Here is a 22,729-nt window from a genome sequence, read left to right on the forward strand (position 1 = left end):
CCGGATCTTCAGGTACGAACTACAGAACCCTCATGCAAATCCGCTCGTGGCGCAGCGCCGGTATCGGCGCAAAACTCGCTTTCTTTTCGTGTGCGCTGGTCGCGCTGATGTTCGCCGTGTTCACGTGGGCACTGACCCATTCGGCCGCGACCCAGGTCAACGACGAGGCGCTCGCCAGAATGCGCAGCGACGATCGCGCGGTCGCACAGATGATCGCGCTGTACAACCGAGGCCTGATCGCCGAAGTCGATCGCTTCATGATGCTGTTCGCGAGCTTCGTGCCGGGTCCATACGCGCTCGACGATACACAGAAGATCGACGTCAGCGGCACGGCGACACCCGGCTTCAAGGCCGGCGACCACACGCTGAATCTCGACTTCACGATCCCCGACCAGTTCTTCGAGCGCAGCGGCGCGATCTCGACGGTGTTCGAGCGCACCGGCGACGATTTCATCCGCGTGACCACGTCGCTGAAGAAACAGGACGGCACGCGCGCAATCGGCACGCTGCTCGACCGCAAGGGGCCCGCGTATGCGCGCGTCGTTTCGGGCCAGGTGTTCAGCGGTCTCGCGACATTGTTCGGCAAGCAGTACATCACGCAGTACAAACCGGTGACCGACGCGAGCGGTCGCGTGATCGGCGCGTTGTTCGTCGGCGTCGACGTCAGCAGCGAAATCGCGGCGGTGCAGGACGATATTCGCGGCCTGAAGATCGGCGCGACTGGTTACTACTTCGTGATCGATGCATCGAACGGCGCGAGCCGCGGCCAGTTCCTCGTGCATCCCGCAGCGGCTGGCAAGCGCGCCGACGATGCGAACGGTCCGTACAGCCAGATGCTCGAGGCCGGCAGCGGCGAACTGTCGTATGCGTCGGCGGACGGCACGCTCGGCGAAACGACCGCGCGCGACAAGCGCACCGCATTCGTCACCGTGCCCGAGTGGCAGTGGCTGATCGGCGGCGTGGCGTATCGCGACGAGTTGACGGCCGGCATCGACGCGACGCGTAACCGCTTTCTGTTGATCGGCTTCGTGCTGGTGCTTGCATTCGCGGCTGCGTTTGTGTTCACGGTGCGCGCGCTCGTCACGCGGCCGCTCGATGCGGCGGCGAAGGCATCGGAGCGTTTCGCGGCCGGCGATCTGAGCGTGCGGGTCGCAGACGGGCAGGAGCGGGGCGACGAGATCGGCCGCCTGATGCTCGCGATCGACGGCATCGGCCACGGTCTCGCGAAGATCGTCGCTCAGGTGCGCGGCGCGTCGGCGGACATGACGGTCGGCACCGAACGGATCGCGACGGGCAGCGGCGATATCGCCACGCGCATCGCGACGCAGGCGAGCAGCCTTGAAGAAACCGCGGCGAGCATGGAGGAATTGACGTCGACGGTCCAGCAGAACGCGGCGCATGCGGCGCAGGCCAACTCGCTCGTCGCGAGCGCCGCGCAGGCGGCGCTTGACGGCGGCGCGGCGGTCGAGCGCGTCGTGTCGACGATGGGCGAGATCAACCGGTCGGCGCAGAAGATCGCCGACATCACCGCGGTGATCGAAGGGATCGCGTTTCAGACCAACATCCTCGCGTTGAACGCGGCGGTCGAGTCAGCGCGTGCAGGCGAGCACGGCAAGGGCTTCGCGGTGGTGGCCGGCGAAGTGCGTGCGCTCGCGCAACGCAGCGCGGCCGCGGTCAAGGAGATCGACACGTTGATCGCGGATTCGGTCGGCAAGGTCGATGCGGGTTACAGAATCGCAGGCGATGCGCGCACGACGATGCAGGCGATCGTTGAGCGCGTCGAGAAAGTGCGGACGATCATGGCTGATATTGGCGTTGCGTCGCGCGAGCAGTCGGGCGGCATCGAACAGGTGAACATCGCGGTGACGCAGATCGGCGAGGCGACGCAGCAGAATGCGTCGCTGGTGGGGGCGGCTGAACATGCGGCCGCCGATCTGCGCGAGCAGGCGGCCCGGCTGGCGCAGGCGGTTAGTGCGTTTCGGCTGGATTAGACGCGATTGATTTCACGCAATCGCTAACAATCGCTAACGCGAGCGAGCGTAGGTGCGGTAGCGATACGGTATCGCGCCGCTTACCTCGACGTTGCTGGTCAATACAAAATCGGCAGGTAGCGCGGGGAAATGCGCATTGCCGTCCACCTGCAGATCGATTTCTGTCAGGTGCACGAGGTCCGCGTACGACATGAACATCGCGTAGATCTGCTGACCGCCGGCGATCAACGCCTGCGGTCGCGGGTCCGCTGCAATCACTGCCGACGCTTCGGCAAACGAAGCGACGCATCGCACGCCAGCTAGATCGCGAGCCTGCGTGCCGATCACGACAACGTCGCGGTCCGGCAGCGGTTTGCCGATCGACTCATACGTCCTGCGTCCCATCACGACGAGTTGCCGCACGGTCAGCTCGCGAAAACGCTTCTGCTCGCCGGGGATTTTCCACGGGATATCGTTTCCGGCGCCGATCACGCGATTGGCTGCCATTGCGGCGACTAGCACGATCTGTTTGTTTTCCAGCATGGTTGTTTCAGGGTGCGTGGAGTGGCGATCATTTTAAAAGCTGTTGAAGTGCACCGACACTGAATAGCCGTCGCGGTCGCAGTTTTTTAGCCCGTGTGGCCGGATCATGCTGCAAAAGATTGTGTCCGGGTCTGGCAAACGCCAGCAACGTCCCTGTTTGGCAAGTCGACATCGTCATCTGAATTGCCGTGAGCATAACGACTCAACGCGTGGTGCTTACCAGATCGGATCGGCTTGCTGGGACTCGTCCTGAATTAATCAGTCACAGCACATCGCGGATACGCTTGAGATCATCCAGATCGAAATGGTTGCGTATATCTTTGGGCTACTCAAACTGTGCGCGCTACTGCGCTGTGACGGATTGATCCTTTGGTGATCGCGTGAGTGGACTCGGTCTTCGAGGTCGACCGTGGTCATGACGGCCTGTGCGCGAACGTCGTCTATGCACTGACCTGCAGATGTGTTCCAGCAACACATGTACTGCTGCATCCGCTTCCGTACAGGCCACCGGTTTCAGCAACAGGAGAAACGGATGAGAGAGAAACGTGAAGACTCAAACCGGCTCCGCGTCGTCACACTATCGGGTGCAGCCCTGCCGACGCATGCAGGCGAGCCGGTACTGCTGCCCGTGCGCCTGCACGGCAAAGAGAAGCTCGGCCACCTGTACGACTACACGCTGTCGCTGAAGACCGCACACGCACCGACACTCCCCGTATGGGAAGCCCGCGAACGGGTCGTGCCCGAGCGGCTGACCGGCACCGAGGTCACGGTGTCCATCGCCTTTGACGGCAAGGGCACCTTCATCGCCGGCGTACCCGGTGGCGCAGGCCTCGATCGGATGGGCGCAGGCACACGCGAGATAACCGGCCTCGTCACGCGGCTGAGCTTCACCGGCGAGGACGACCGGCACGCGTACTACACGATGCGCGTGCGTCCGTGGCTGTGGCTCGCCACACGCAACCGCGAGAACCGCCTGTTCCAGAACCAGAGCGCGGTGGCGATCACGGAGACGATCCTCGGTTGCGCCCGCTACCCGTTCCGCTACGAACTGCGCCTGGGCGCCGTGGGCCTGCACGGCCGCTATCCGGTGCGTGACTACGTGCGCCAGCTCTGGGAGTCGGACTTCGACTTCCTGACCCGCCTGTGGCGCGAGTGGGGAATCTATTACTTCATGGATGGCGCCACCCTGGTGCTCTGCGATTCGCCCGGCGCGCACCGCCCGCACGGCAACATGTACGACACGCTGCGCTATCACGCCCCCGACGGCGCACGCATCGACGAGGAACACATCCACCGCCTGAAGGTATCGCGCTCACTCACCGCAGGCGCGGTCAGCCTGACCGACTACGACCCGACGCAGTCCCGCGCCCGGATGACCGTCACCGTGGACCGCCACAGCGATATCGCGTTCAGCCACGCCGAGCACTACGGCTGGGGCGACTACGCGCAGCCACTGGCCGGGGCACTGGGGTTATCAGGCGCACCCAACGACCACGACGCCGAGGCACGTTATCTGGCCGGCGTACGGGTAGATGCACAGCGCGGCAGGAGCATACGCGCGAAAGGCATCGGAAACCTGCGCGGCCTGGCCACCGGCCATACGTTCCACCTGACGGGCCATCCGCAGAAGCGGGCGAATGCCGAATACCTGGTGGTCTCCACGACACTCGACATCCGCAACAACGGCGACACGAGCGGTACGGACGCGTACCGCTGCGAAACCCGGTTCGGGGTACAGCCGGCCAGCACGTTCTTCCGCAACCGCCTGAAGCGCAAACCGCACGCCCCGGCGGAAACCGCCATGGTGGTGGGCCCGGCCGGCCAGCCGATGTGGGTCGATGGCTATGCACGGGTCAAGGTCCAGTTCGTGTGGGACCGGCTCGGCAATCACGACGAACACGCGAGCTGCTGGATCCGGGTGTCCTCGCCGTGGCAGGGCAGCGGGTTCGGCTTCGTGGCGCTGCCGCGCATCGGACAGGAAGTGACGGTGACTTATCACGAGGGAGATCCGGACAGGCCGTACGTATCGGACCGTCAGGTGAACCAGTTCAACCCGCCACCCTGGGAACTCCCCCGGAACCAGGCGCTGACGGGCTGGCGCAGCAGGGGGCTGAATGGCAGCCAGGCGAACCAGGTGGTGGTCGACGACACGCCGGGCCGGCTGCAGGTGCAACTGACGAGCGATCACGCGCAGTCGCGGCTGGTGCTGGGCTACAACACGCGCATCGAGGGCCGGGCGGGGCGGCAGCAGGCACGCGGCGAAGGCTTCGAGCTGGCGACGATGGCGTGGGGCGTGATGCGGGCGAACCGGGGGATGCTGCTCACCACCGACGCGCGCGAAGGCGCAACGGCACTGGTGAAGGACATCGGCGAGAGCGTGGCACGGCTGACGCAGGCGCGCGAGCAGCACGCAGAGATGGCGCAGCTTGCGCGGCGGCATGGGGCGCAGGAAAACGGTATCAACCAGGACGGGGCCACGCAGGCGATCGGGATGCAGAACGAGGCGATCAGGGGCAGTCAAACAGGAGCGCCATTCCCGGAGATAAGCCGGCCGGACCTGATGCTGGCGAGCGCGGCGGGGATCGGGATGACGGCGGCGGAGAACGTTCACGTTGCCAGCCAGCACGATCATGCGGTGACCGCAGGGCGAGACGTGAGCATCGTATCGGGCCGCTCGCTGCTGACCTCGGTGAGAGGCGCGATCTCGCTGTTCGCATCGCAGCTCGGCATCCGGCTCTACGCGGGTAAAGGAAAAGTAGAGATCCAGGCGCAGGGCGATGCGATGGCGCTCGCGGCGCTCAGGGACCTGACGGTCACGAGTACGGACGGGAAGATCGTGCTCAATGCGGCAAAGGAGATCTGGCTCGGTGCAGGTGGCTCGTTTATCCAGATCACAGGGAACGGGATCGTGAATGGCACCAGCGGGCAGATCCTGGAAAAGTGTGCAGGGTGGAGCAAGGAAGCTGCCACGTCGGAACATGCGGCGTTACCCGATCTGCCGACCGGAGAGATGACCGGTGAATGGGTGACGTTCGTGAATCACGCAACAGGCCGCCCACTGGCGAAATATCCGTACCGTCTGGATGCCGGCGACGGGCGGCTAACTGACGGCATCAGCGAGGCAAATGGCCGCACCGCTCAGGTGTTTGCTCCGACGAGCCGCGCTGTCGCGGTAACAACGACGGCCGGTCAACATGAACCCGATACCTGGCACGTTCCGCTTCGTGACGTGCTGGATAACGCTGTCTGATCCATTCAATAGCAGGCATCCAGAGCATGGCTGAACCGGTATATCGAAACATTGGCAACTCGCGCACCTTGCCGGAACCGCGCGGCAAGACAATTGCTGTATTACCCCCGGACGATGTCGCATACCTGTGCAAGCGCATTTGCCTATGCGAATGCAGGCCGTTGATTTCCAGCAAAGGTCGTCAGCTCAAGCAGCGTTGCGTGACAGTGAGTGTGCGCAACGATTGCGACTATCGCGAACAGGTCTGGAAATACAAGGGTGAAGTGGGCTACAACATGATCAACAATCCGCCTTCACCGATCATGGCCGCGCTGAAAAGGAATCAGCCATTTCAATTCCCACTGGGAATGGATACGAAAGCGCTGGAAGAGGCCATTGACCTGGCGAAGCTGACAGGCCGCGCGCAAAAGGGACTGCTGCGTATTCCGGATGTCGTGATCGTGAAGGACAGGCGCGATTTCGATCTGAGTCAGCGGAACATCGAGTGCGTGGTCGAGATCAAGTTTCCGGGGGATAGATGGCAGACCGGTCAAGAGAGAGCCTATGTCCAAATTGCCGGCGATCAAGATCGCTTGAAGCTACTGTCGCCTGCAACGTGCAGTTGCAAGTCATGTGATAAACCTGAGACAACACCGGAAATGGTCACTCTGCCAGAGAAGACAGTTGTCCCGGATATGACAAGACGACTCGCGCGAATTCGCGAGCACAACGCGCTGGTGGGAAACGGCGTCTTACCTGGCCCGAAGCACCCTGAGCCCACTACGCTCGTCAATGTGCTGGAGACCGGGGCGACGGTTGTCGGAGCACTGGCGATCGCCTACGTTGCAGTGGTTGCAGGCCCACCTCTACTGGTCCTGCTGGTGGTGGGCGGCGCCGCAACTGCAGCCGCGCAGTGACGCCGAGGAGTGAAACATATGAACATCTGGACGCAATATCTGAAGTACCGCAACGACTTGATCTACACAGCGAACGACAGTGACATGGTCAAGGTATGCGTGGGGCTGTCGGGCACGTTCTACTTCTGGAATGGTGAGACGCGTGAAAGCCGGCTTGCAGTGATGCGTTGCTTCGAACGGTTTCAGAAGCTTTTTGGGTCACGCGTTAAATGGGTTGTACCTAACGAGGATGCTGAAAGCTCCGGGGTAGAGATCGAGCCGGACAACAACATATCGTCGATGCGTAGCTACATCACAACGATGGACGCGGATGACGAAATGGACTGGCGCATCTCGGGGGGACGTTCAGCGGATGAGGCAAGCGATTGCTACATCGCCGCGCTTACTGTTCGTCAATGGGAAATCCAGGTTCGCAACCCGCTGTCATGGCTGAATTTCGCGATGCCGATCGAAGTTGTCTATGGACCGGAAGGCGATCATCAGGTTTTTGTCGATTTCATCCGCTTTTGCTGTGAGCAATTGCGGCCATGGCACGGTATTGCCGGACTGGCATCGCTATTACCGCAAGACAAATTTGAGTCGCTACCGGCCGAGTTCGATTTGCAGCAGCGCTATTTCGGGTTGGAGACGGTCGCAAGTGGTTTTCATCTAATGGACCATCTCCAAAATCATCTCAAAGGCGCGAACTGGCTCACGATGTTCGACAAGGCGTTTCCAGCAACGATTACGCAGAACGATTGGGAAACGCTGAGGAACACGCCGGGCATCCAGATATGGAAAGCCGGACACACATACGTACTACAGGCCGGGGATCAGCCAACGCTTGGACCAGTACCCGATGGCATTCCGCCTCTCTACAAAGTCGTGAGCGACATCATCAAACCGATGCGCTTAACGCCGATGCGTAGTTTCCACATTGGCTCGATGACCGGTGCAATTCATTTTAACGGTCGCACGAGCGAGCTCTGGTCGCAGCGATTCGACGCGCCCGGAATCTGGCCACCGTATCCGGATCAGATTGAGTTCAACCAGATTGACGGGACAGTCGACGAATACGCCGCGCAACCTGCCATCACGCCGGAACGTCAACCACCTGCCGAGTTACCGCAGCGTGCGGTCATCCGTGCGCTGCCGGGTCAACCCTGTCCGCAGGAAGGCGAATGGTTCAGTCCGCTGGTCAAGAGACGGGTTCACGTCAAGGCTGGTGAACCGATGCCCGGCCCCGAACTAACGGAGCAAGGCATGGTGATCTGGTACCTGCGCACCTGACGCAACGAGTGATCAAACAGGTTGAGTGCAAAAAGACGTCCTGCTAAACGACGGGGCGCTCACGGCAACCCAACCCCTAAGCCCCCGATCCTGAATTAGTGCGAACACACGCGAACCGCCGCACATCGCGTCGACACTACCTTACTTCCCCATCGCCGCCGCCCCCTTAACCGCACACTGCGCAACCACCTTCTCCCCATCCCCAAACGCAAACGTCATCGGCACCGTCGTTCCAACCTTCAAAGGCTTGCGCGGCTGCTCAAGCATCACATGATAGTTACCCGGCGCAAACGTCAGCGTGCCCCCAGCCGGCACCGCGACGCGATCGACCATCGCCATCGACGAAGTGCTGCCGTTGCTCTGCGTCTGATGCAGCATCGCCATGCCGAATGCGTCGCTCTTCACGCCGGTGAGGTCGACTGGTTTGTCGCTCATGTTCATCACGCTGAAGTAGCCGCCCGACGGCAGGTTGCCGGGCAGCAGACGGATCCAGCAGTCCGAGACCATCATCGCGGAAGGGTCCGCAGCGAGCGCGGGTACAGCTGCACCGCACAGCGCAGCGACCAGCAGAGTTTTGATCGACAGGTTCATCAGGTTCTCCGGTAAATAAATGCCATGGTACGGTCAGGACGCAACGGCGTCAGGCGTGCGGCCGAACACCAGACGGTCGGCAAGCCACACGACGACGAGCGTCCCGCCCATCAATGGAAATACGATGCCGAGCAGCACGAGCCCGGTCTTCCAGCCGCGCATCGGCGGCGCTGCGCGTTCCCGCGAAGGCGCGGCAAGCACGCCCTGTGTGCGCGACGGCCGGCGCATCCACCACATCGTAAAGCCCGTCACGGCCATCGCCGCGAGCCCGAGCGACAGCACGGTACACACGATCTGGTTCGCCAGCCCAAAGTAGCGCCCCATATGCAACGACGTGCCATACGATACGGCCTTCGACACCGGACCATAGTCGCGATAGCGAATGTCCTTCAACACCGCGCCGCTGTACTGGTCGAGATAGATCGTGCGCTCCTGCTGCGGATCGGACGGGAAGTACGATACCGCGTACACGCCGTCGGGTGACGTCGGCAGCGCAATTTCATAGCCGCCGGTCAGGCCGAGCTTGCGCAGCGACTCGACGACGCGCGCAAGCGACCACGCGGCGGAGGACACATCGGGAGACTTCGGCACCGGCACCGCACCCGTGGCCCACGGCACGTTCGCAAGCGGCAGATCGTCCATCGTCATGCCGGGCATCGAGTCCATCTCCGACGACGCGTGATGATGCGCGGGGGCAGAGGTTGCAGTCGCCGCCGCACCAGGCACCGTCGAGCGCAACGTCGTCCCACCCCACGCACCGCGCGGCGACCCCAGGTTCACACTCGTCGCGAGCGACTTGAACTGCTTGCCCCACGAGCCCGTCCATGGCAATCCGGTCACGACGAACGCAATCGCGCCGACCGCTAGCCAGATTCCGAGCGCCGCATGCAGACTCTTCCAGCGCGCGCGCCCAGGCACCGACAGACGCGGCACCAGCGCGCTTCGCAATGTCGCCCCCGCACGCGGCCACCACAACGCGATGCCCGTCGCGATCATCACAAGTGTCCAGCACGCGACCAGCTCCATTACCAGCTCGCCCGGTTTGCCGAGCAGCAGCTTGCGATGGATCATCCGGTCGACCTGCATGAAGCGGCGCTCGACCGACAGCGTACCGAGCACCTCACCGTCGTACGGATTCAGATATACGCTTTCCTTGCCCCCGTGCGGCACGCGAAACACGAACTCGGCGCTGCGATCAGGCGTCACCGGGATGCGTGCGGCAACCGCCGTCGAGCCCGGCGGCAACGCGGCGCGTGCTTTCGCGAGCAGCGCGTCTTCGCTCAACTGCGGAGTAGATTGCGGCGCGACGATCAGTCGATGCGGGTACAGCAGCGGTTCGATCTGCGGCTGAAAACAGTAGATCGTGCCCGTGATCGCGAGGATCACGAGGAACGGCATCACGAACAGACCCGCATAGAAATGCCAGCGCCATAGCGTGCGGTAGCCGCGACCGGGGCGCGTCGAATCGCTCGAAGAAGAAGTAGACATCGCATGCTCCTCGTTCACAACCGCAACCGGCCTTCGACATAGAAGGTGCGGCCAGGGTAAGGGTGATAGACGAAATAACGGGCGTCGAAAATGTTGTCGACACCGATGCCGATCTCGCTCTCTTTCGTCGGCCGGAACGTGAACTTCGCGTCCGCGACGGTGTACGTGCTGGTGCCGCCGAACACGTTCGGGTTCGTGTCGGCATTGGTGAGCGTGTTGTACTGGCGCCCCGAATAACGCGCGGCGAGCGTCACGGCCGAACGCTCGTCGATGCGATACGTCGCCGCGACGTTCGCGCGCCACAGCGGAATGCGGTAGAAGTACTTGCCGACCGTCGCGGGGTTCTGCGCGTTGGCGATAATCTTCGACTGCGTGTACGCGACGCTCGCGATCAGATCGAGTCCGCGAATCCCGACGTCCTGCCCCTGGTAGCTCGTTTCGACGCCGCGCGAGCGCACCTTGCCGATGTTCTGGAAGTTGGTCACGTTCGGGATCACGGTCGTGTCGGTCTGACTGAAGATCGTGTTCTTCACGTCGTCCTGGAACAGCGACAGACGGAACAGCCCGTTCCAGTGCGCCCATTCCGCGGTCAGCTCTTTCGACAGATCGTCTTCGGGCTTCAGGTTCGGATTGTTGTTGACGATCGACGAGCCGGTGATTTGCCCCTGGAACAGCTCGCTGACGGTCGGAAAGCGGTACGCACGGCCGATTGACGCGCGCAGCGTGAGATCGTCGGTGACGTCGAACGACAGCGACGCCTTCGGCGAAAAATGATGCTGGTCCGCGCCCGCATACGGCAGCCGCGTACTGCCGAGCGACGTTGCACCGTCATACGCGCGCCAGTCCTCGTAGCGCACACCGTAGACGAACTTCCAGCGCGGCAGGAAACGCCACGCATCCTGCGCGTACACGGCCTGCGTCTGCGTGCGTCCCGCGAACGCGTTCGCGAGACTGCCGCTTGCGCCGTCGCGCCACGCGAGCGTGTTGTAGGTCTCGTTGTCGAGGAAGTAGTTGTCGTAGTGATAGCCGAAGGTCAGCGCGTGATAGGCGAGGCCTGCGTCGGGTGAGACTGGCGTGTAGGTCGCCTTGAGGTCGAGCGTTTTCCAGCCGGTGCCGTCGCCGAACGTGACGAGGCCGGGGCCGTTGCCTGGGGCGCCCGTGCTCGCGGTGCGCGCGACGCTGTCGCTGACGTCGTAGTACGACGCGATCGCCTCGCCGTTCCAGCCGGTCGCGTGGCGTGTCTTTAGCGACGCGCCGTACATCCAGTTCTCGCTATGGCCGAGGCTCGGCGCGAGCGCGGCAGCCGGAATGTTGTACTCGTAGCCGCCGATCGCTACTTTCCCGCTGTACACCGGATTGCCGTTCGCATCTAACAGGAACGTCGACGTTTGACTGTCGTACGTCTGGTGCCAGTAGCCGAGCGTGAAGCCGCCTTGCAGTGTCGGCGTGAAGTCGTACTGCATCTTCAGCTTGAACTGGTCCTGTACCGTGTGCTCGATACCTTCGCCGTTGATGCCGAGCACCGCCGTTGGAGCGCCGGTCTGGTTGTTGTAGAACGGCGCGCCGGTGACGGGGATGTCGCCGGGCTTCGCGGGCGTCGTCGATTTTGCGAGCGTCGCGAATTGCAGCGGCTGGCTTGTGTTCTCGAGATGATTCACGCCGAGCGTGAACGAGAACTTGCCGATCCGGTTGCCGATCGACGCGCTTCCTTCGCTGCCGTTGAAATTGCGGTTCACGCCGAACAGGCTGAAGTGCTGCGTGAACGCTTTTACGTCGGCGTCGGCCTCGAATTTCGTCGGCATGCGCGTCGTGATCAACACCGTCGCGCCGAGCGAATTGCCCGGATAGAGCGCGGAAAACGGCCCGTAGATCACATCGACCTGACGGATCTCCGAAGGCGCGACCATCGACCAGCGCGGCGGAAACGAATAGCTGTTGCCGAGCAGGTTCGACAGCAGCAGGCCGTCGGCATAAACGAGACCGCGCGCGCTTTGCGTATTGCTCGTGCCGCGCACCGCGATGATCGAATTGAGGTCACCGATGAAGCGCTTGCGTACCGCGAGGTTCGGCAGGTACTTCAGCACGTCCTCGGTGTTGACGACGTTCCAGTTCTCGAACTGGCTGCGCGTGACCGTTTCGCTCGACGCGGGCAGGTTCGGGTCGAGTACGGGGCGCGCGGCCGTGGCGTTACTTCCGCTGGCCGTGACGACGACCGCGGGAAGCGTTGTGATGGCGGAAGCGTCAGACGATGACTTAGCGTCCGGCGCGCCGGGACTCTCGGCGAATGCGGATGAAGACGCGAGCGCGAACGGCGTCGCGCACGACAGGGGCAACAGCCCGAGCGTCGCGTAGCGCGCGCCGTGACGCGCGCGGCGCGACAGGCTTCGCAAGGCGAAGTGCAGCATGGACAATCCTGATGGTCGTTGGATGAACAGCCGCGCGCGCCTTCAATGGGCGCGTCGAAACCGGCTGACCGTGGCGATCAGGAAGCGAAGGGTGGGTCGCGAGGGCGCCCGGAAGGGAAGGCGCCGAGAGGTGTGAAACGAGTGGACAGCAGCGGCACGGCGATGGTCACGAGCAGCGTGAGCACGGGTGCGACAACCGGGGCAACCGACGGCATCGCGGCATGTGTACAGAGCAGATCGCAGTAGCCGCAGGCGGCGAGCGGATCGGCCGCATGCTGGGTGCTGCTACCGCCGTCCGGTTGTGTGGCCGAGCAGATCGTCGCGACCGGCTCGTTCGCACGCGCCGCCATCACCAGCTGGCTGACCACCGGCACGAACACGATCAGGCACATGGCAAGAATGCCAAGCCAGGCGGTGAAGTGTTTGCGGATGTCGAGGGTCATGGTGATGGACGCGATAGCGCGTCGAAGTGTATCACCGGGATTCGTGGCGAACCAGTTGCGGTTTATCGGCTCGCGGTTTGTTGCCGGCAACGGTGCGGCGTTTTGCCGCGCTGCGTGGGCAGCGTGGCAAAGCGAACGGTTGAGATCAAGCCCGAACCGCACGCGATCGTTTAGCCGCGACCGCTTTACCCGGCACAGCATTCGAACTCGGCACACGATGCGGCCCGTCCGACGACCGAACGATCAACTCCGGCGTCCACACCTCCTGCAGATCTTTCGGCGAGGCTCCCGCCAGCCTGATCGACGACTTTCGCGTGCGCGGCGTCGCGCTGACCGGTAGCGAACGTGCGCTTGAAGGGCTGCTCAAGCAGATCGACGATGCAAAGGCCGCAGGCGCACGGATCGTGTTCGGCGGCAAGCGCGTCGACCGGCCTGGCTTCTATCTCGAACCGACGATCGTCACCGACATCGCTGAAGACAATCCGCTTTATCAGCAGGAAGCATTCGGCCCGGTGCTGTCGTTCTACGTCGTGGACAGCGAGGAAGAAGCGATCAGGCTGGCGAATTCCAGCAAGTATGGCCTTAGCTCCTACATTTTCGACGCCGATGTCGAGCACGCAAAGAAAGTCGCGTCGCGGATCGAGGCGGGGATGGTGTACATCAATTCGTGTTTTGTCGATTCGCCGCGACTGCCGTTCGGCGGTGTCAAGAATTCCGGCTTTGGGCGCGAACTGTCCGAACTGGGGATTGGCGAATTTTTGAACCGCAAGCTGGTGCGGGTTGCGGACGCTGTGTAAACGTAATGATGGTGGAGCCGGTCGGCTCCACCTCGAATCATCGTCGAGAGAAAGAATCATGCAGGAACGAAAAGGCGGGTGCCTCTGCGGTGCCGTGCGTTATGAGTTGAAAAGCGAACCCAAGGCCACCGCGATATGTCATTGCACGCACTGCAAGCGGCAAAGCGGGAGTCTGTTCTCGTTCAACCTCTTTGTAGACGAAGCCGACTACCGGCAGCAAGGTGAGACGAAGGCCTTCGAGGACTTTGGCGATAGCGGGCATCCGTCGTACCGCTACTTTTGCGAAAGCTGCGGGTCGCCTGTTGTCACGAGAGTATCGACGATGCCGGGGCAAGTCATCGTCAAGGCCGGCACGCTCGACAGCATGGAAGATTTGCCGGCGCCGCAGATCGAGATCTATACGGATCGTTCGGTGGAGTGGCTCAAGTCGTTTGATGGTGCGGTGGGATTTGCGCTGAGTCCCTAACGTGCGTCACAAGCATCACTTATGAATTGCCGTTCAGGCATCCACACGAATTGCGGACCACCAGTTCCGGCTTCAATCGAACGATCTCGAATCGCCTGTCAGGCTGGGCGATCCGTTTCATAAGCAGTTCCACCGCACGTGAGCCAATTTCATCCAGCGGCTGAGCGAGTACCGTGAGGCGCGGGTTGAAGTAGTCGGCCCAGTCGAAATCGTCGAAGCCGACGAGAGCCATTTCCGTCGGCACCTCCAGCCTTGCATCTCTCAAAGCGTGCATTGCACCGATCAGCATCAGGTTATTCGAGGCAACAATCGCGGTTGGACGCGGGTCGAGCGACAGCAATTCGTGAACCGCGCGCCGCGACGGTTCGCTCGTCGACTCACCACATCGGACCAGGTTGGAGTCGAATTCGATTGCGGCATGGCTCAGGGCCGCCACATACCCGTCGAAACGCTCCGTCGAGGTCGGGATGCCGGGTGCCCCAGCAACAAATCCGATGCGCCGATGTCCATGGTCAATCAGATGAGTGACAAGCTGCAGACACGAAACCACGTTCTCTACGCCGACCTGGTCGAATTCACCGGGGACGATACGGTCAACCAGTACCGAGGGGATATTGTTCGATTTCAGATAGTCCAGTGCCCTGCGGTCCGGTCCCGTGGTGGGAGCCAGTATGATCCCGTCCACGCGGCGTTGATGAAGCGCCTGCACCACCCTGAACTCCTGATCCGGGTCATCGTGCGTGTCCGCCAGGAGCATCATCAACCCGCGGCGCGCGCACTCTGCCTCGATCGCACGAACCGTCTCGCTGAAATAGTGGTTGGTCAACGCGGAGATGGCAACGCCGATCGTCCTGGTTGACGCGCCCGCGAGAGCTTGCGCCAGTGAATTCGGTACATAGCCGGTTTGCCGGATTGCGTCTTCGACCGCCTTGGCAGTTGCCGGACTAACTTTCCGCGTCTTGTTCAGTACATGAGAAACCGTGGACATCGACACGTTCGCTGCCCGCGCGACATCTTCCATAGTCGCCAATTTGTACCACTCCTCAAAGTCACCACGCTTACGGGAACGCTAGAGCGCTCGTCGACGCGTACCCTCAGCGAATCGCCATGCTACAGAGGGGAAAGCGCTTGCGCAATCGCTTTCCCTCGGGCTCACAGCGCTATTCAGGCGATCATCCGATGCTGCTGGATATGTCGTTCGAACGCGTGACCGTCCGCGGTGAACAGGTGACAGCAGCTCGGGTCCGCGCCGAGCATGACGTGACTTCCTTTCGGGTGTTGTTCGATCGGAGGAATGCGTCCGATCAGACCATCTGGTGCAAGGCTACTTTCGGCGTACAGATATGCGGCATCGCCGAGCGACTCCACTGCCATTGTCAATGCGGAGATACCTCCTTCAGTCGGGTCGCGCAGCAGATGCTCAGGCCGGATGCCTACGGTCACCGCATCGCCGGGCTTTGCGTTACCTCCAATGACCGAACAGAGCTGTGTCTCGCCGGTTCGATATTGCACGAGGACGCCCGCGCTTGAGACCGATTGCACCGTACCGTCCAGGAAATTCATTTTGGGCGACCCGATGAAGCCCGCCACGAAGCGGTTTGCCGGTGCGTGGTACAGCGTGTCCGGCGTGCCGACCTGCTCGAGGTTGCCGCCCGACAGCACGACAATCTTGTCTGCCAGCGTCATCGCTTCAACCTGGTCGTGCGTGACGTAAATCATCGTCGTCTTCAGTTCATCGTGCAGGCGTGCAAACTCGAGACGCATCTTTACGCGAAGGGAGGCGTCGAGGTTCGAAAGCGGTTCGTCGAACAGAAAGACCTTCGGTTTGCGCGTGATGGCGCGTCCGATAGCGACGCGCTGGCGCTGGCCGCCAGACAACTGCTTCGGCTTGCGATCGAGCAGGTGGTCGATATGAAGTGTCCGCGCGGCCTGCTTTACCGCCACGTCGATAGCGGCTTTGCTTTCGCCAGCGAGCTTGAGCCCGAAGGCCATGTTGTCGTACAGCGTCATATGAGGGTAGAGCGCGTACGACTGGAAGACCATCGCAATACCGCGTTTGGCGGGAGGCAGCTCATTGACTCGCACATCGTCGATATGCAGATCGCCAGCTGTGATGTCCTCGAGACCGGCAATCATCCGCATGAGTGTGGACTTGCCGCAACCACTCGGACCGACAAAGACGACGAACTCGCCGTCTTGAATGTCGAGGTTGATCTCGCGCATGACTTCGGTGTCGTCATAGGCTTTGCCGATATTGCGCAGGGTTACTTTGGCCATCTTCTGTCTCCGTGATTCCATTCTGCATTCAGTTGCCGTGCAGCGCCCTTGAGCATGGAAAGAGTGCTTCAAGCATCCGCGAATCGGTGGACGTCACCACCCGTTCGCTGCGAGTTTCGAGGTTCCGTCAGAGACATTAGCCCTCTGTCATTTCACGGCGCCGAAAGTCAGGCCGCGTACGAGACGCTTTTGCGAAGCCCAGCCCAGCACCAGGATGGGGGCAACCGCAAGGAGGGATGCTGCCGATAATTTTGCCCAGAACAATCCTTCGGGACTCGAATACGATGCGATAAAGACTGTTAGCGGAGCGGCATTCGAGCTGGATAGATTGATGCTCCAGAATGCTTCGTTCCACGACAGGATAACGAGGAGGAGTGCAGTCGAAGCGACACCGGGCAACGCCATCGGCAAGAGGAGATAAACGATTTCCTGCCAGGTCGCCGCCCCGTCCACGCGACCTGCTTCCAGAATGTCCCGTGGAATTTCAGCGAAGTACGTGAACGACATCCAGACCGCGATAGGCAGATTAATGAGCGTGTAGATGATGATCAGACCGCTTACCGTGTCGAGCAATCCCGTGTTCTTCCAAAGCAGATAGATTGGCAGCAGCACGCCGACCGACGGCATCATCTTGGTCGACAAAATCCACAACAGCGTCTGTTGTGTACGCTTTGTCGGGAAGAAGGCCATCGCATATGCACATGGCACCGCGAGCAGCAGGCAGGCAACCGTCACGCCGGCAGAAATCAGAATCGAGTTCCATGCAAAGCTGAAATAGTTGCTTCGGGCGAACACCTCCCGAAAACTGTCGAGGGTCGGTGTGAAGAAGAGCGAGATCGTGTAGGCCTGCTGCTCCGTTTTAAATGCAGTAACGGTCATCCAGAAAATCGGGAAAAACAGCAGCAGGGCGACCAGCCATGCCATCAGGCCCGGCACCACTCGACCAACGCCGCGAGCGATTCCGCCGACAGTCAGGATTCTGACTCGCTGTCTCGGCTGGGCAGGTGTAACAGACAGGCGACTCATTTTTCGTACTCCCCCTTCAGATTCCTGGCCAGCATGCGTACAAGGAAGAACGATGCGATGTTGGCCACGATGACTGCGAGAATTCCACCGGCCGAAGCGAGACCGACGTCGAATTGCTGCAGCCCTAGCGCGAAGATCAGATACGAGAGGTTAGTGGTGGCGGTACCTGGACCGCCGCCGGTCGTCGTGTAGATCTCCGCAAAAATGGATAGCAGAAAGATGGTTTCCATCATGACGACCACGGCCACGGCACGCTTCAGATGCGGCAGCGTAATGAAGAAGAACATCGCAAACGGGCCGGCACCGTCGATTCGAGCTGCCTCTTTCTGCTCTTGATCCAGCGACTGGATAGCCGTGAACAGGATGAGAAAAGCGAACGGCAGCCACTGCCAGGCAACAATGATGATGACCGCTGTGAGCGGGTAGTCCGCGAACCAGTCAATCGGCTTCATCCCCATGGCGCGCATCGCCGACGCCACGATGCCGTACACCGGGTGGAGAATCATGTTCTTCCAGATGAGTGCGCTCACGGTAGGCATCACGAAGAACGGCGCGATTGCAAAAAGTCGAGCAATGCCTTGACCGTAGAATTTTCTATCGAAGAGAACGGACAGCAGCACACCACCCACGACAGTGATGACAAGAACCCAGCCAATGAGGGCGATCGTATGGCCAATCGATGGCCAGAACGAGGGGTCCCCAACAAGAAACTCGTAGTTGTCGAGACCGGCAAAACCCTTGCTGTCGGGATTCAGCAGGTTGTAGTGCGAAAACGAAAACCAGATCGTCATCGCGAGCGGAACAGCCATCCAGATAAACAGAAGGCCGACAGACGGCGCACCAAGCCAGCCTGCGCCTGCCTTTCGCTTTGCATGACTGCTCTGTGAGGCGATCTGCGTAAAGCTGCACGAACTATCGATTGGGGGCATCGCGGCACCTGTTTGCGTTCTCGTAACCGGGGACGTGCTGAAGTCTGGTCGGCATCCGTCGAAACTCCAGCACGTTGCCAGGTGAAGCGGCGCTCTTACTTTTGATAGCCCGCACTCTTGACCGCACGCTCGGCGATAGCCTGACTGGCCTGCAGCGCCTGATCGACAGACAACGAGCCAGCCAGCACACCCGCTACCTGTTGTCCGACGGCCGTACCTATCGCCTGAAACTCAGGAATACCGACGAACTGAATACCGGTGTACGGTACTTGCTTCTGGGTCGGATGCAGCGGGTCAGCTGTGTTGATTGCCTTTAGCACGAAATCCGAGAACGGCGCGGCAGCCTTGTATTGAGCGTCGTCGTAGGTCGATTTACGCGTTCCCGGTGGAAGCGATGCGTAGCCGATATCCTTGCCGACCTGCTGGATGTACTCCTTCGATGTTGCCCACTCGGCGAAGCGTCTGGCTGCGGCCTGCACCCTGGATGTCTTCGGTATCGCAATGCCCCACGACCACAGCCAGTGCGAGCCGTTTGGCGTCGCCTCGATGGGAGCCTGTGCGAAGCCAACCTTGTCGGAAACCGAGGATTCCGCTTTGTTGTAGAGAATGCCCGCCGCCGAAGTCGCATCCACCCAGATCGCACACTTGCCGCCAGCCATCAACGAGAGGTTTTCGTTAAAGCCATTCGAGCTGGCTCCCGGAGGACCGTCTTTTTTCATGAGACTGGAGTAGAAGGTGACTGCTTTTTTCCACTCCGGTGTGTTGATTTGCGGCACCCACTTCTCGTCGAACCAGCGACCACCGAAGGTGTTGATAAGGGTGGAGACATAGGCCATGTTTTCGCCCCAGCCGGCCTTTCCGCGAAGACAGATGCCATACACGCCTTGCGACGGATTGTTCAGCTTGTCCGCGAACTCTGCAATCTGGTCGTATGTCGGCTGATCCGGCATTTTCAGACCCTTCGCCTGAAAGAGGTCCTTCCGGTAAAACGTCATCGTGCTTTCTGCATTGAACGGCAATGCGTAGAGCTTTCCATTCGACGACAGGCCATCGCGCACTGTCTTGAAGACATCGTCGATGTCATAGTTCGCGTTGAAATCCGTCATCGGGGTAAGCCAACCACGCGATCCCCAGATCGGAGCTTCGTACATGCCGATCATTGCGAGATCGAACTGGCCGGCGTTAGTCGCGATGTCAGTCGTCAACCGCTGGCGCAGCGTGTTTTCCTCAAGCACGACCCACTTGAGCTGAATGTCCGGGTTTGCCTTCTCGAATATCGGGGAGAGCTTCTTCAGCTCGAGCATGTCGTTGTTATTCGGCATGCCGATGGTCACCGTCGTGACTGCTGACGCATTCGACATCGCGGCGAGAGAAAAGCCGAGCGCCGCGACGACACCCGCAACGTGTCTGGTCAATATCGTTCGTTTCATGTCTTCCTCCATTCTTCCTGGTGGTTATATGTGCTGCTAGACCAACTGGCACAGAAAGGCAAACAAGCCGGGTTAGTTCATCCAGTTACCGCCGTCAACGTTCAGTGTCTGTGCCGTAACGTAGTCGGAGTCTGCAGAGGCCAGGAAGAGCGCTGCACCCGTCAGATCCTCGGGGTCGCCCATGCGGCCGAGCGGAACTTCTTCGCCGACGAGACGCTTCTTCTCACCGAGGGGGCGGCCTTCGTATTGCGCGAATAGCGCGTCAACTTCGGTCCACATCGGCGTGTTGATGACGCCAGGGGCAATAGCGTTGACGTTGATTTTGTGTTCGGCGAGCGCCATTGCTGCGGACTGCGTGTAGCTGATGACAGCCGCCTTCGTCGCGCAGTAGTGCGAGGCGAGCGACTCGCCGCGGCGGCCAGCTTGCGACGACAGGTTGATGATTTTTCCGTGACCGCCCTGTCTGACCAACTGCCGCGCAACAGCCTGCATCATGAAATACATGCCCTTGACGTTCACCGCGTAGAGGCGGTCGTACACGTCCCACGATTCATCGAGGAACGGGCGCATGTCGAAGATGGCTGCGTTGTTGAACAGGATGTCGGCCCGCCCGAACTTTTCCACCGTGGCGCTCACGATAACGTCGATGTCTTCGCGTTTAGTGACGTCCGCAGCCACCGACAGGACGTTTTGCGCGTCCACCTTGCCAAGCACCGCTTCCTGGTCGGGACTTCTGTGGTCTGCCAGTACAAGACGCGCGCCTTCACCTAGATAGCGCCGCGCCACCGCTGCGCCGATGCCGCCTGCTGCGCCCGTGATAATCGCAACCTTGCCGTCGAGCTTCATCCTTTACTCCGTTGATATTGTTCCCCTGGCAACGTCACCTATCCGGGGCAAATAGGTCATCAGGTGACCGTCGAGGCCGCCCGGAATCGGGCCAACCAACGAGCGCATGCTAGAGCAAAGGAAAGCGCTTGCGCAAGCGCTTTCTTATTTGAATTGATTGGGAGTTTCCCCTGGAAAATGCGGAGATTCCGACGTCTACCGCTTTTTGGTTCAACATTGATTGGTATCAGTGAAGTCTGAATGCCAAGCTGCTGATTCCCTTTAGTAGTAGCTCAAAGCCAGGGTTTTCACTCAAAAGCAAGCGCTTGCGCAAGCGCTTTCTAATCTTCTATGATTCACCTCACGCCAACCTGCGACGCCTTCTCATGAGCGCGCGCGGTTGCGATAGCGTCATCCAGGAAGCCCATAAAGCCACGAGGCTCGAGCGCCCCTTGAACCGCTGGACGCATGTCCGGATCACTTTGTGCAGAAGGCTTCGATGCCATCAGAATCGCGTGCTCCCAGCACACCCATTTCGCTCGGCATTGACCTCGGCACTTCCAGGCTGAAGGTCGTCCTGCTCTCGGCCGTCGGCCAGGTTCTCGGAACAGCGTCGGCGCCCATTACGACATCTTGTCCGCAGGCTGGCTGGGCAGAGCAGGACCCAGATGACTGGTGGAATGCGTGTCTCCTGACGCTGCGTGAACTGAGACTTCGCTATCCCGCTGCCTACGCTGAAATCCGGTGCGTCGGCTTATCAGGACAAATGCATGGTGCCGTTCTGCTGAACAGGCGGGACGAGCCTGTACGACCGGCAATCATCTGGAACGACGCACGATCGACCGGCCAGGCTGTGGCGCTCTCGGAGCAGTTCGCAGCACACGTGCAACAGATGGGAAGTTTGCCGATGGCCGGCTTGACTGCTCCACAGCTGCTTTGGCTCAGCGAATATGAGCCCGAGAATTTTCGGGCCATTGACTGCCTCGTTTCACCGAAGGACTACATCCGGCTAAAGCTCACAGGCGATCGTATGACGGACATGTCCGACGCCGCGGGGACACTCTTTCTTAACGTCCAGCTGCGTTCGTGGTTCGGGCCGATGATCGAGGCATGCCGGCTGGATGCGCGGCAGTTTCCTGCACTCGCGGAAGGGACTGCGGCTACCGGGATGATTACCGGTCGCGTCGCGCAGGAACTCGGATTCCGGGATGGCGTCGTCGTCGCGTGCGGTGCGGGAGACAACCCTGCCTCGGCCGTTGGCCTTGGTGCGTCCAATCCCGGGGACTCATTTGTCACGCTAGGCACCAGTGCTGCCGTCGTGTCGTTCACCGATGCTCCGCTGAGCCAGATCGAGAGAGGGGTCCACGGTTTTTGTCACGGGATTCCCGCCCGCTGGTACGGGATGGGCGCCGTCCTATGCGGCGCCAGTTGCCTCCGATGGGCGTCGAAGCTGCTGTCGATCCCAAGCGAGCAGGCGCTGCTCGATCTGGTTAGCAAGACTGTTTTCCTCGACCAGCCGGCCCCGGACAGCGCGCCGCTTTTTCTGCCCTATCTAACCGGCGAGCGCACCCCGCATAACGATCCCTACGTTCGAGGCGGCTTTATGAATGTCGGGATTGAAACATCGACGGCATTGTTCGGATACTCCGTTCTTGAGGGGGTTGCGTTCGCATTGCGCGACGCCATGACGTCGGTGGAAGCATCGGGACTCGGCGTCGGCGTGTGCTCTCTCGTCGGGGGAGGAGCCGTTAGCGAATATTGGGCACAACTCCTCGCGAATGTGCTGGGACGTGAGCTGCGTACTCTCGAGGGCAGCGAGCTTGCAGCTGGCATTGGTGCTGCGAAACTCGGCTTCGCCGCGCTTGGCTTCCCGGATGCTCACATCCACGCATCGCTTCCAGCGAAGAAAGTGTTCGTCCCGCATGCCGCTTCGGCCGATCAGCTGAACGCGCGTTATGAAAAATTCCTCGGCCTCTACTCGGCAGCGCAAACGCTGTACTGCTGAACGCACCGCTTTCCTGGAGTTTGTACGTGCACGTGAAAAACCTGAACCGGCTTGAACAGCTGAAGTTGCCCAGTACCCGCGCCCGTCACGCGCTCGACGAACACCATGACGGGTTCGTG

Annotated in this window: 18 protein-coding genes; 7 read left to right on the plus strand and 11 right to left on the minus strand. The window is 60.9% G+C overall.

Going from position 1 to position 22,729, the window contains the following annotated elements; translation table 11 throughout:
• Nucleotides 1-32 precede the first annotated feature (32 nt).
• Nucleotides 33-1,991 (plus strand): methyl-accepting chemotaxis protein, encoded by a 1,959-nt coding sequence (locus tag E1748_RS00355; protein WP_133645177.1) that lies wholly within the window; start codon nucleotides 33-35, stop codon nucleotides 1,989-1,991.
• Nucleotides 1,992-2,024: 33 nt separating this feature from the next.
• Here E1748_RS00355 and E1748_RS00360 read toward each other — a convergent pair whose 3' ends face one another.
• The gene (locus E1748_RS00360; protein WP_133645178.1) at nucleotides 2,025-2,513 is read right to left on the minus strand and encodes a dihydrofolate reductase; all 489 of its coding nucleotides are present in this window, start codon (nucleotides 2,511-2,513) and stop codon (nucleotides 2,025-2,027) included.
• A gap of 532 nt (nucleotides 2,514-3,045) precedes the next feature.
• On the opposite strand from E1748_RS00360, the gene E1748_RS00365 reads away from it, so the two are divergent.
• From E1748_RS00365 to E1748_RS00375, 3 genes are read left to right on the plus strand one after another with little or no spacing between them, the layout of a single operon-like run.
• Entirely contained in the window at nucleotides 3,046-5,763 is a 2,718-nt protein-coding gene (locus E1748_RS00365; protein ID WP_133645179.1) for a type VI secretion system Vgr family protein, read from the plus strand.
• Between the two features lie 26 nt (nucleotides 5,764-5,789).
• Complete coding sequence (locus E1748_RS00370) at nucleotides 5,790-6,659, plus strand: VRR-NUC domain-containing protein (RefSeq protein WP_133645180.1); 870 nt, start codon at nucleotides 5,790-5,792, stop codon at nucleotides 6,657-6,659.
• Nucleotides 6,660-6,677: 18 nt separating this feature from the next.
• Entirely contained in the window at nucleotides 6,678-7,928 is a 1,251-nt protein-coding gene (locus E1748_RS00375; RefSeq protein ID WP_133645181.1) for a type VI immunity family protein, read from the plus strand.
• 141 nt (nucleotides 7,929-8,069) lie between these two features.
• Here the strand turns inward: E1748_RS00375 and E1748_RS00380 are convergent, their stop codons facing one another.
• From E1748_RS00380 to E1748_RS00395, 4 genes are all read right to left on the minus strand, one after another.
• Nucleotides 8,070-8,519, minus strand: a complete 450-nt coding sequence (locus E1748_RS00380) for a copper chaperone PCu(A)C (protein WP_133645182.1) — start codon at nucleotides 8,517-8,519, stop codon at nucleotides 8,070-8,072.
• A gap of 33 nt (nucleotides 8,520-8,552) precedes the next feature.
• Nucleotides 8,553-10,007, minus strand: a complete 1,455-nt coding sequence (locus tag E1748_RS00385) for a PepSY-associated TM helix domain-containing protein (RefSeq protein ID WP_133645183.1) — start codon at nucleotides 10,005-10,007, stop codon at nucleotides 8,553-8,555.
• Between the two features lie 14 nt (nucleotides 10,008-10,021).
• Complete coding sequence (locus E1748_RS00390; protein ID WP_133645184.1) at nucleotides 10,022-12,412, minus strand: TonB-dependent receptor; 2,391 nt, start codon at nucleotides 12,410-12,412, stop codon at nucleotides 10,022-10,024.
• A gap of 77 nt (nucleotides 12,413-12,489) precedes the next feature.
• A complete protein-coding gene (locus tag E1748_RS00395; RefSeq protein WP_133645185.1) occupies nucleotides 12,490-12,855 on the minus strand; it encodes a DUF2946 domain-containing protein in 366 nt (121 codons plus the stop codon).
• A 314-nt stretch (nucleotides 12,856-13,169) separates the two neighbouring features.
• On the opposite strand from E1748_RS00395, the gene E1748_RS00400 reads away from it, so the two are divergent.
• Both E1748_RS00400 and E1748_RS00405 read left to right on the plus strand, forming a co-directional pair.
• A complete protein-coding gene (locus E1748_RS00400; RefSeq protein WP_240766210.1) occupies nucleotides 13,170-13,652 on the plus strand; it encodes an aldehyde dehydrogenase family protein in 483 nt (160 codons plus the stop codon).
• Between the two features lie 58 nt (nucleotides 13,653-13,710).
• Nucleotides 13,711-14,118, plus strand: a complete 408-nt coding sequence (locus E1748_RS00405; RefSeq protein WP_133645186.1) for a GFA family protein — start codon at nucleotides 13,711-13,713, stop codon at nucleotides 14,116-14,118.
• 19 nt (nucleotides 14,119-14,137) lie between these two features.
• On the opposite strand, the gene E1748_RS00410 is transcribed toward E1748_RS00405, so the two are convergent.
• The 6 genes from E1748_RS00410 to E1748_RS00435 form a co-directional block, all read right to left on the minus strand.
• Nucleotides 14,138-15,139 (minus strand): LacI family DNA-binding transcriptional regulator, encoded by a 1,002-nt coding sequence (locus E1748_RS00410; protein ID WP_133647173.1) that lies wholly within the window; start codon nucleotides 15,137-15,139, stop codon nucleotides 14,138-14,140.
• A gap of 143 nt (nucleotides 15,140-15,282) precedes the next feature.
• Nucleotides 15,283-16,395, minus strand: coding sequence for an ABC transporter ATP-binding protein (locus E1748_RS00415; RefSeq protein ID WP_133645187.1), 1,113 nt, complete (start codon nucleotides 16,393-16,395; stop codon nucleotides 15,283-15,285).
• 147 nt (nucleotides 16,396-16,542) lie between these two features.
• Nucleotides 16,543-17,373: a carbohydrate ABC transporter permease gene (locus E1748_RS00420; RefSeq protein WP_420819304.1), complete on the minus strand. Its 831-nt coding sequence runs from the start codon at nucleotides 17,371-17,373 to the stop codon at nucleotides 16,543-16,545.
• A gap of 44 nt (nucleotides 17,374-17,417) precedes the next feature.
• Entirely contained in the window at nucleotides 17,418-18,350 is a 933-nt protein-coding gene (locus E1748_RS00425) for a carbohydrate ABC transporter permease (protein WP_133645189.1), read from the minus strand.
• A 95-nt stretch (nucleotides 18,351-18,445) separates the two neighbouring features.
• Nucleotides 18,446-19,780, minus strand: coding sequence for an ABC transporter substrate-binding protein (locus tag E1748_RS00430; RefSeq protein WP_133645190.1), 1,335 nt, complete (start codon nucleotides 19,778-19,780; stop codon nucleotides 18,446-18,448).
• Between the two features lie 72 nt (nucleotides 19,781-19,852).
• Complete coding sequence (locus E1748_RS00435) at nucleotides 19,853-20,626, minus strand: L-iditol 2-dehydrogenase (RefSeq protein ID WP_133645191.1); 774 nt, start codon at nucleotides 20,624-20,626, stop codon at nucleotides 19,853-19,855.
• 463 nt (nucleotides 20,627-21,089) lie between these two features.
• Here E1748_RS00435 and xylB point away from each other — a divergent pair, with 463 nt between their 5' ends.
• Complete coding sequence (gene xylB / locus E1748_RS00440; RefSeq protein ID WP_240766211.1) at nucleotides 21,090-22,610, plus strand: xylulokinase; 1,521 nt, start codon at nucleotides 21,090-21,092, stop codon at nucleotides 22,608-22,610.
• Nucleotides 22,611-22,729: the final 119 nt, after the last annotated feature.

Origin of the sequence: Paraburkholderia flava (genome assembly GCF_004359985.1) — a bacterium.
Lineage (GTDB): Bacteria > Pseudomonadota > Gammaproteobacteria > Burkholderiales > Burkholderiaceae > Paraburkholderia > Paraburkholderia flava.

Excerpts from the sequence above, each read along its gene's own strand:
- E1748_RS00375 (WP_133645181.1), top strand. The coding sequence starts at position 6,678 with ATGAACATCTGGACGCAATATCTGAAGTACCGCAACGACTTGATCTAC.
- E1748_RS00405 (WP_133645186.1), top strand. The coding sequence starts at position 13,711 with ATGCAGGAACGAAAAGGCGGGTGCCTCTGCGGTGCCGTGCGTTATGAG.
- E1748_RS00380 (WP_133645182.1), bottom strand. The coding sequence starts at position 8,519 with ATGAACCTGTCGATCAAAACTCTGCTGGTCGCTGCGCTGTGCGGTGCA.
- E1748_RS00390 (WP_133645184.1), bottom strand. The coding sequence starts at position 12,412 with ATGCTGCACTTCGCCTTGCGAAGCCTGTCGCGCCGCGCGCGTCACGGC.
- E1748_RS00415 (WP_133645187.1), bottom strand. The coding sequence starts at position 16,395 with ATGGCCAAAGTAACCCTGCGCAATATCGGCAAAGCCTATGACGACACC.
- E1748_RS00395 (WP_133645185.1), bottom strand. The coding sequence starts at position 12,855 with ATGACCCTCGACATCCGCAAACACTTCACCGCCTGGCTTGGCATTCTT.
- E1748_RS00355 (WP_133645177.1), top strand. The coding sequence starts at position 33 with ATGCAAATCCGCTCGTGGCGCAGCGCCGGTATCGGCGCAAAACTCGCT.
- E1748_RS00360 (WP_133645178.1), bottom strand. The coding sequence starts at position 2,513 with ATGCTGGAAAACAAACAGATCGTGCTAGTCGCCGCAATGGCAGCCAAT.
- E1748_RS00425 (WP_133645189.1), bottom strand. The coding sequence starts at position 18,350 with ATGCCCCCAATCGATAGTTCGTGCAGCTTTACGCAGATCGCCTCACAG.
- E1748_RS00385 (WP_133645183.1), bottom strand. The coding sequence starts at position 10,007 with ATGTCTACTTCTTCTTCGAGCGATTCGACGCGCCCCGGTCGCGGCTAC.
- E1748_RS00435 (WP_133645191.1), bottom strand. The coding sequence starts at position 20,626 with ATGAAGCTCGACGGCAAGGTTGCGATTATCACGGGCGCAGCAGGCGGC.
- E1748_RS00430 (WP_133645190.1), bottom strand. The coding sequence starts at position 19,780 with ATGAAACGAACGATATTGACCAGACACGTTGCGGGTGTCGTCGCGGCG.
- E1748_RS00370 (WP_133645180.1), top strand. The coding sequence starts at position 5,790 with ATGGCTGAACCGGTATATCGAAACATTGGCAACTCGCGCACCTTGCCG.
- E1748_RS00365 (WP_133645179.1), top strand. The coding sequence starts at position 3,046 with ATGAGAGAGAAACGTGAAGACTCAAACCGGCTCCGCGTCGTCACACTA.
- E1748_RS00410 (WP_133647173.1), bottom strand. The coding sequence starts at position 15,139 with ATGGAAGATGTCGCGCGGGCAGCGAACGTGTCGATGTCCACGGTTTCT.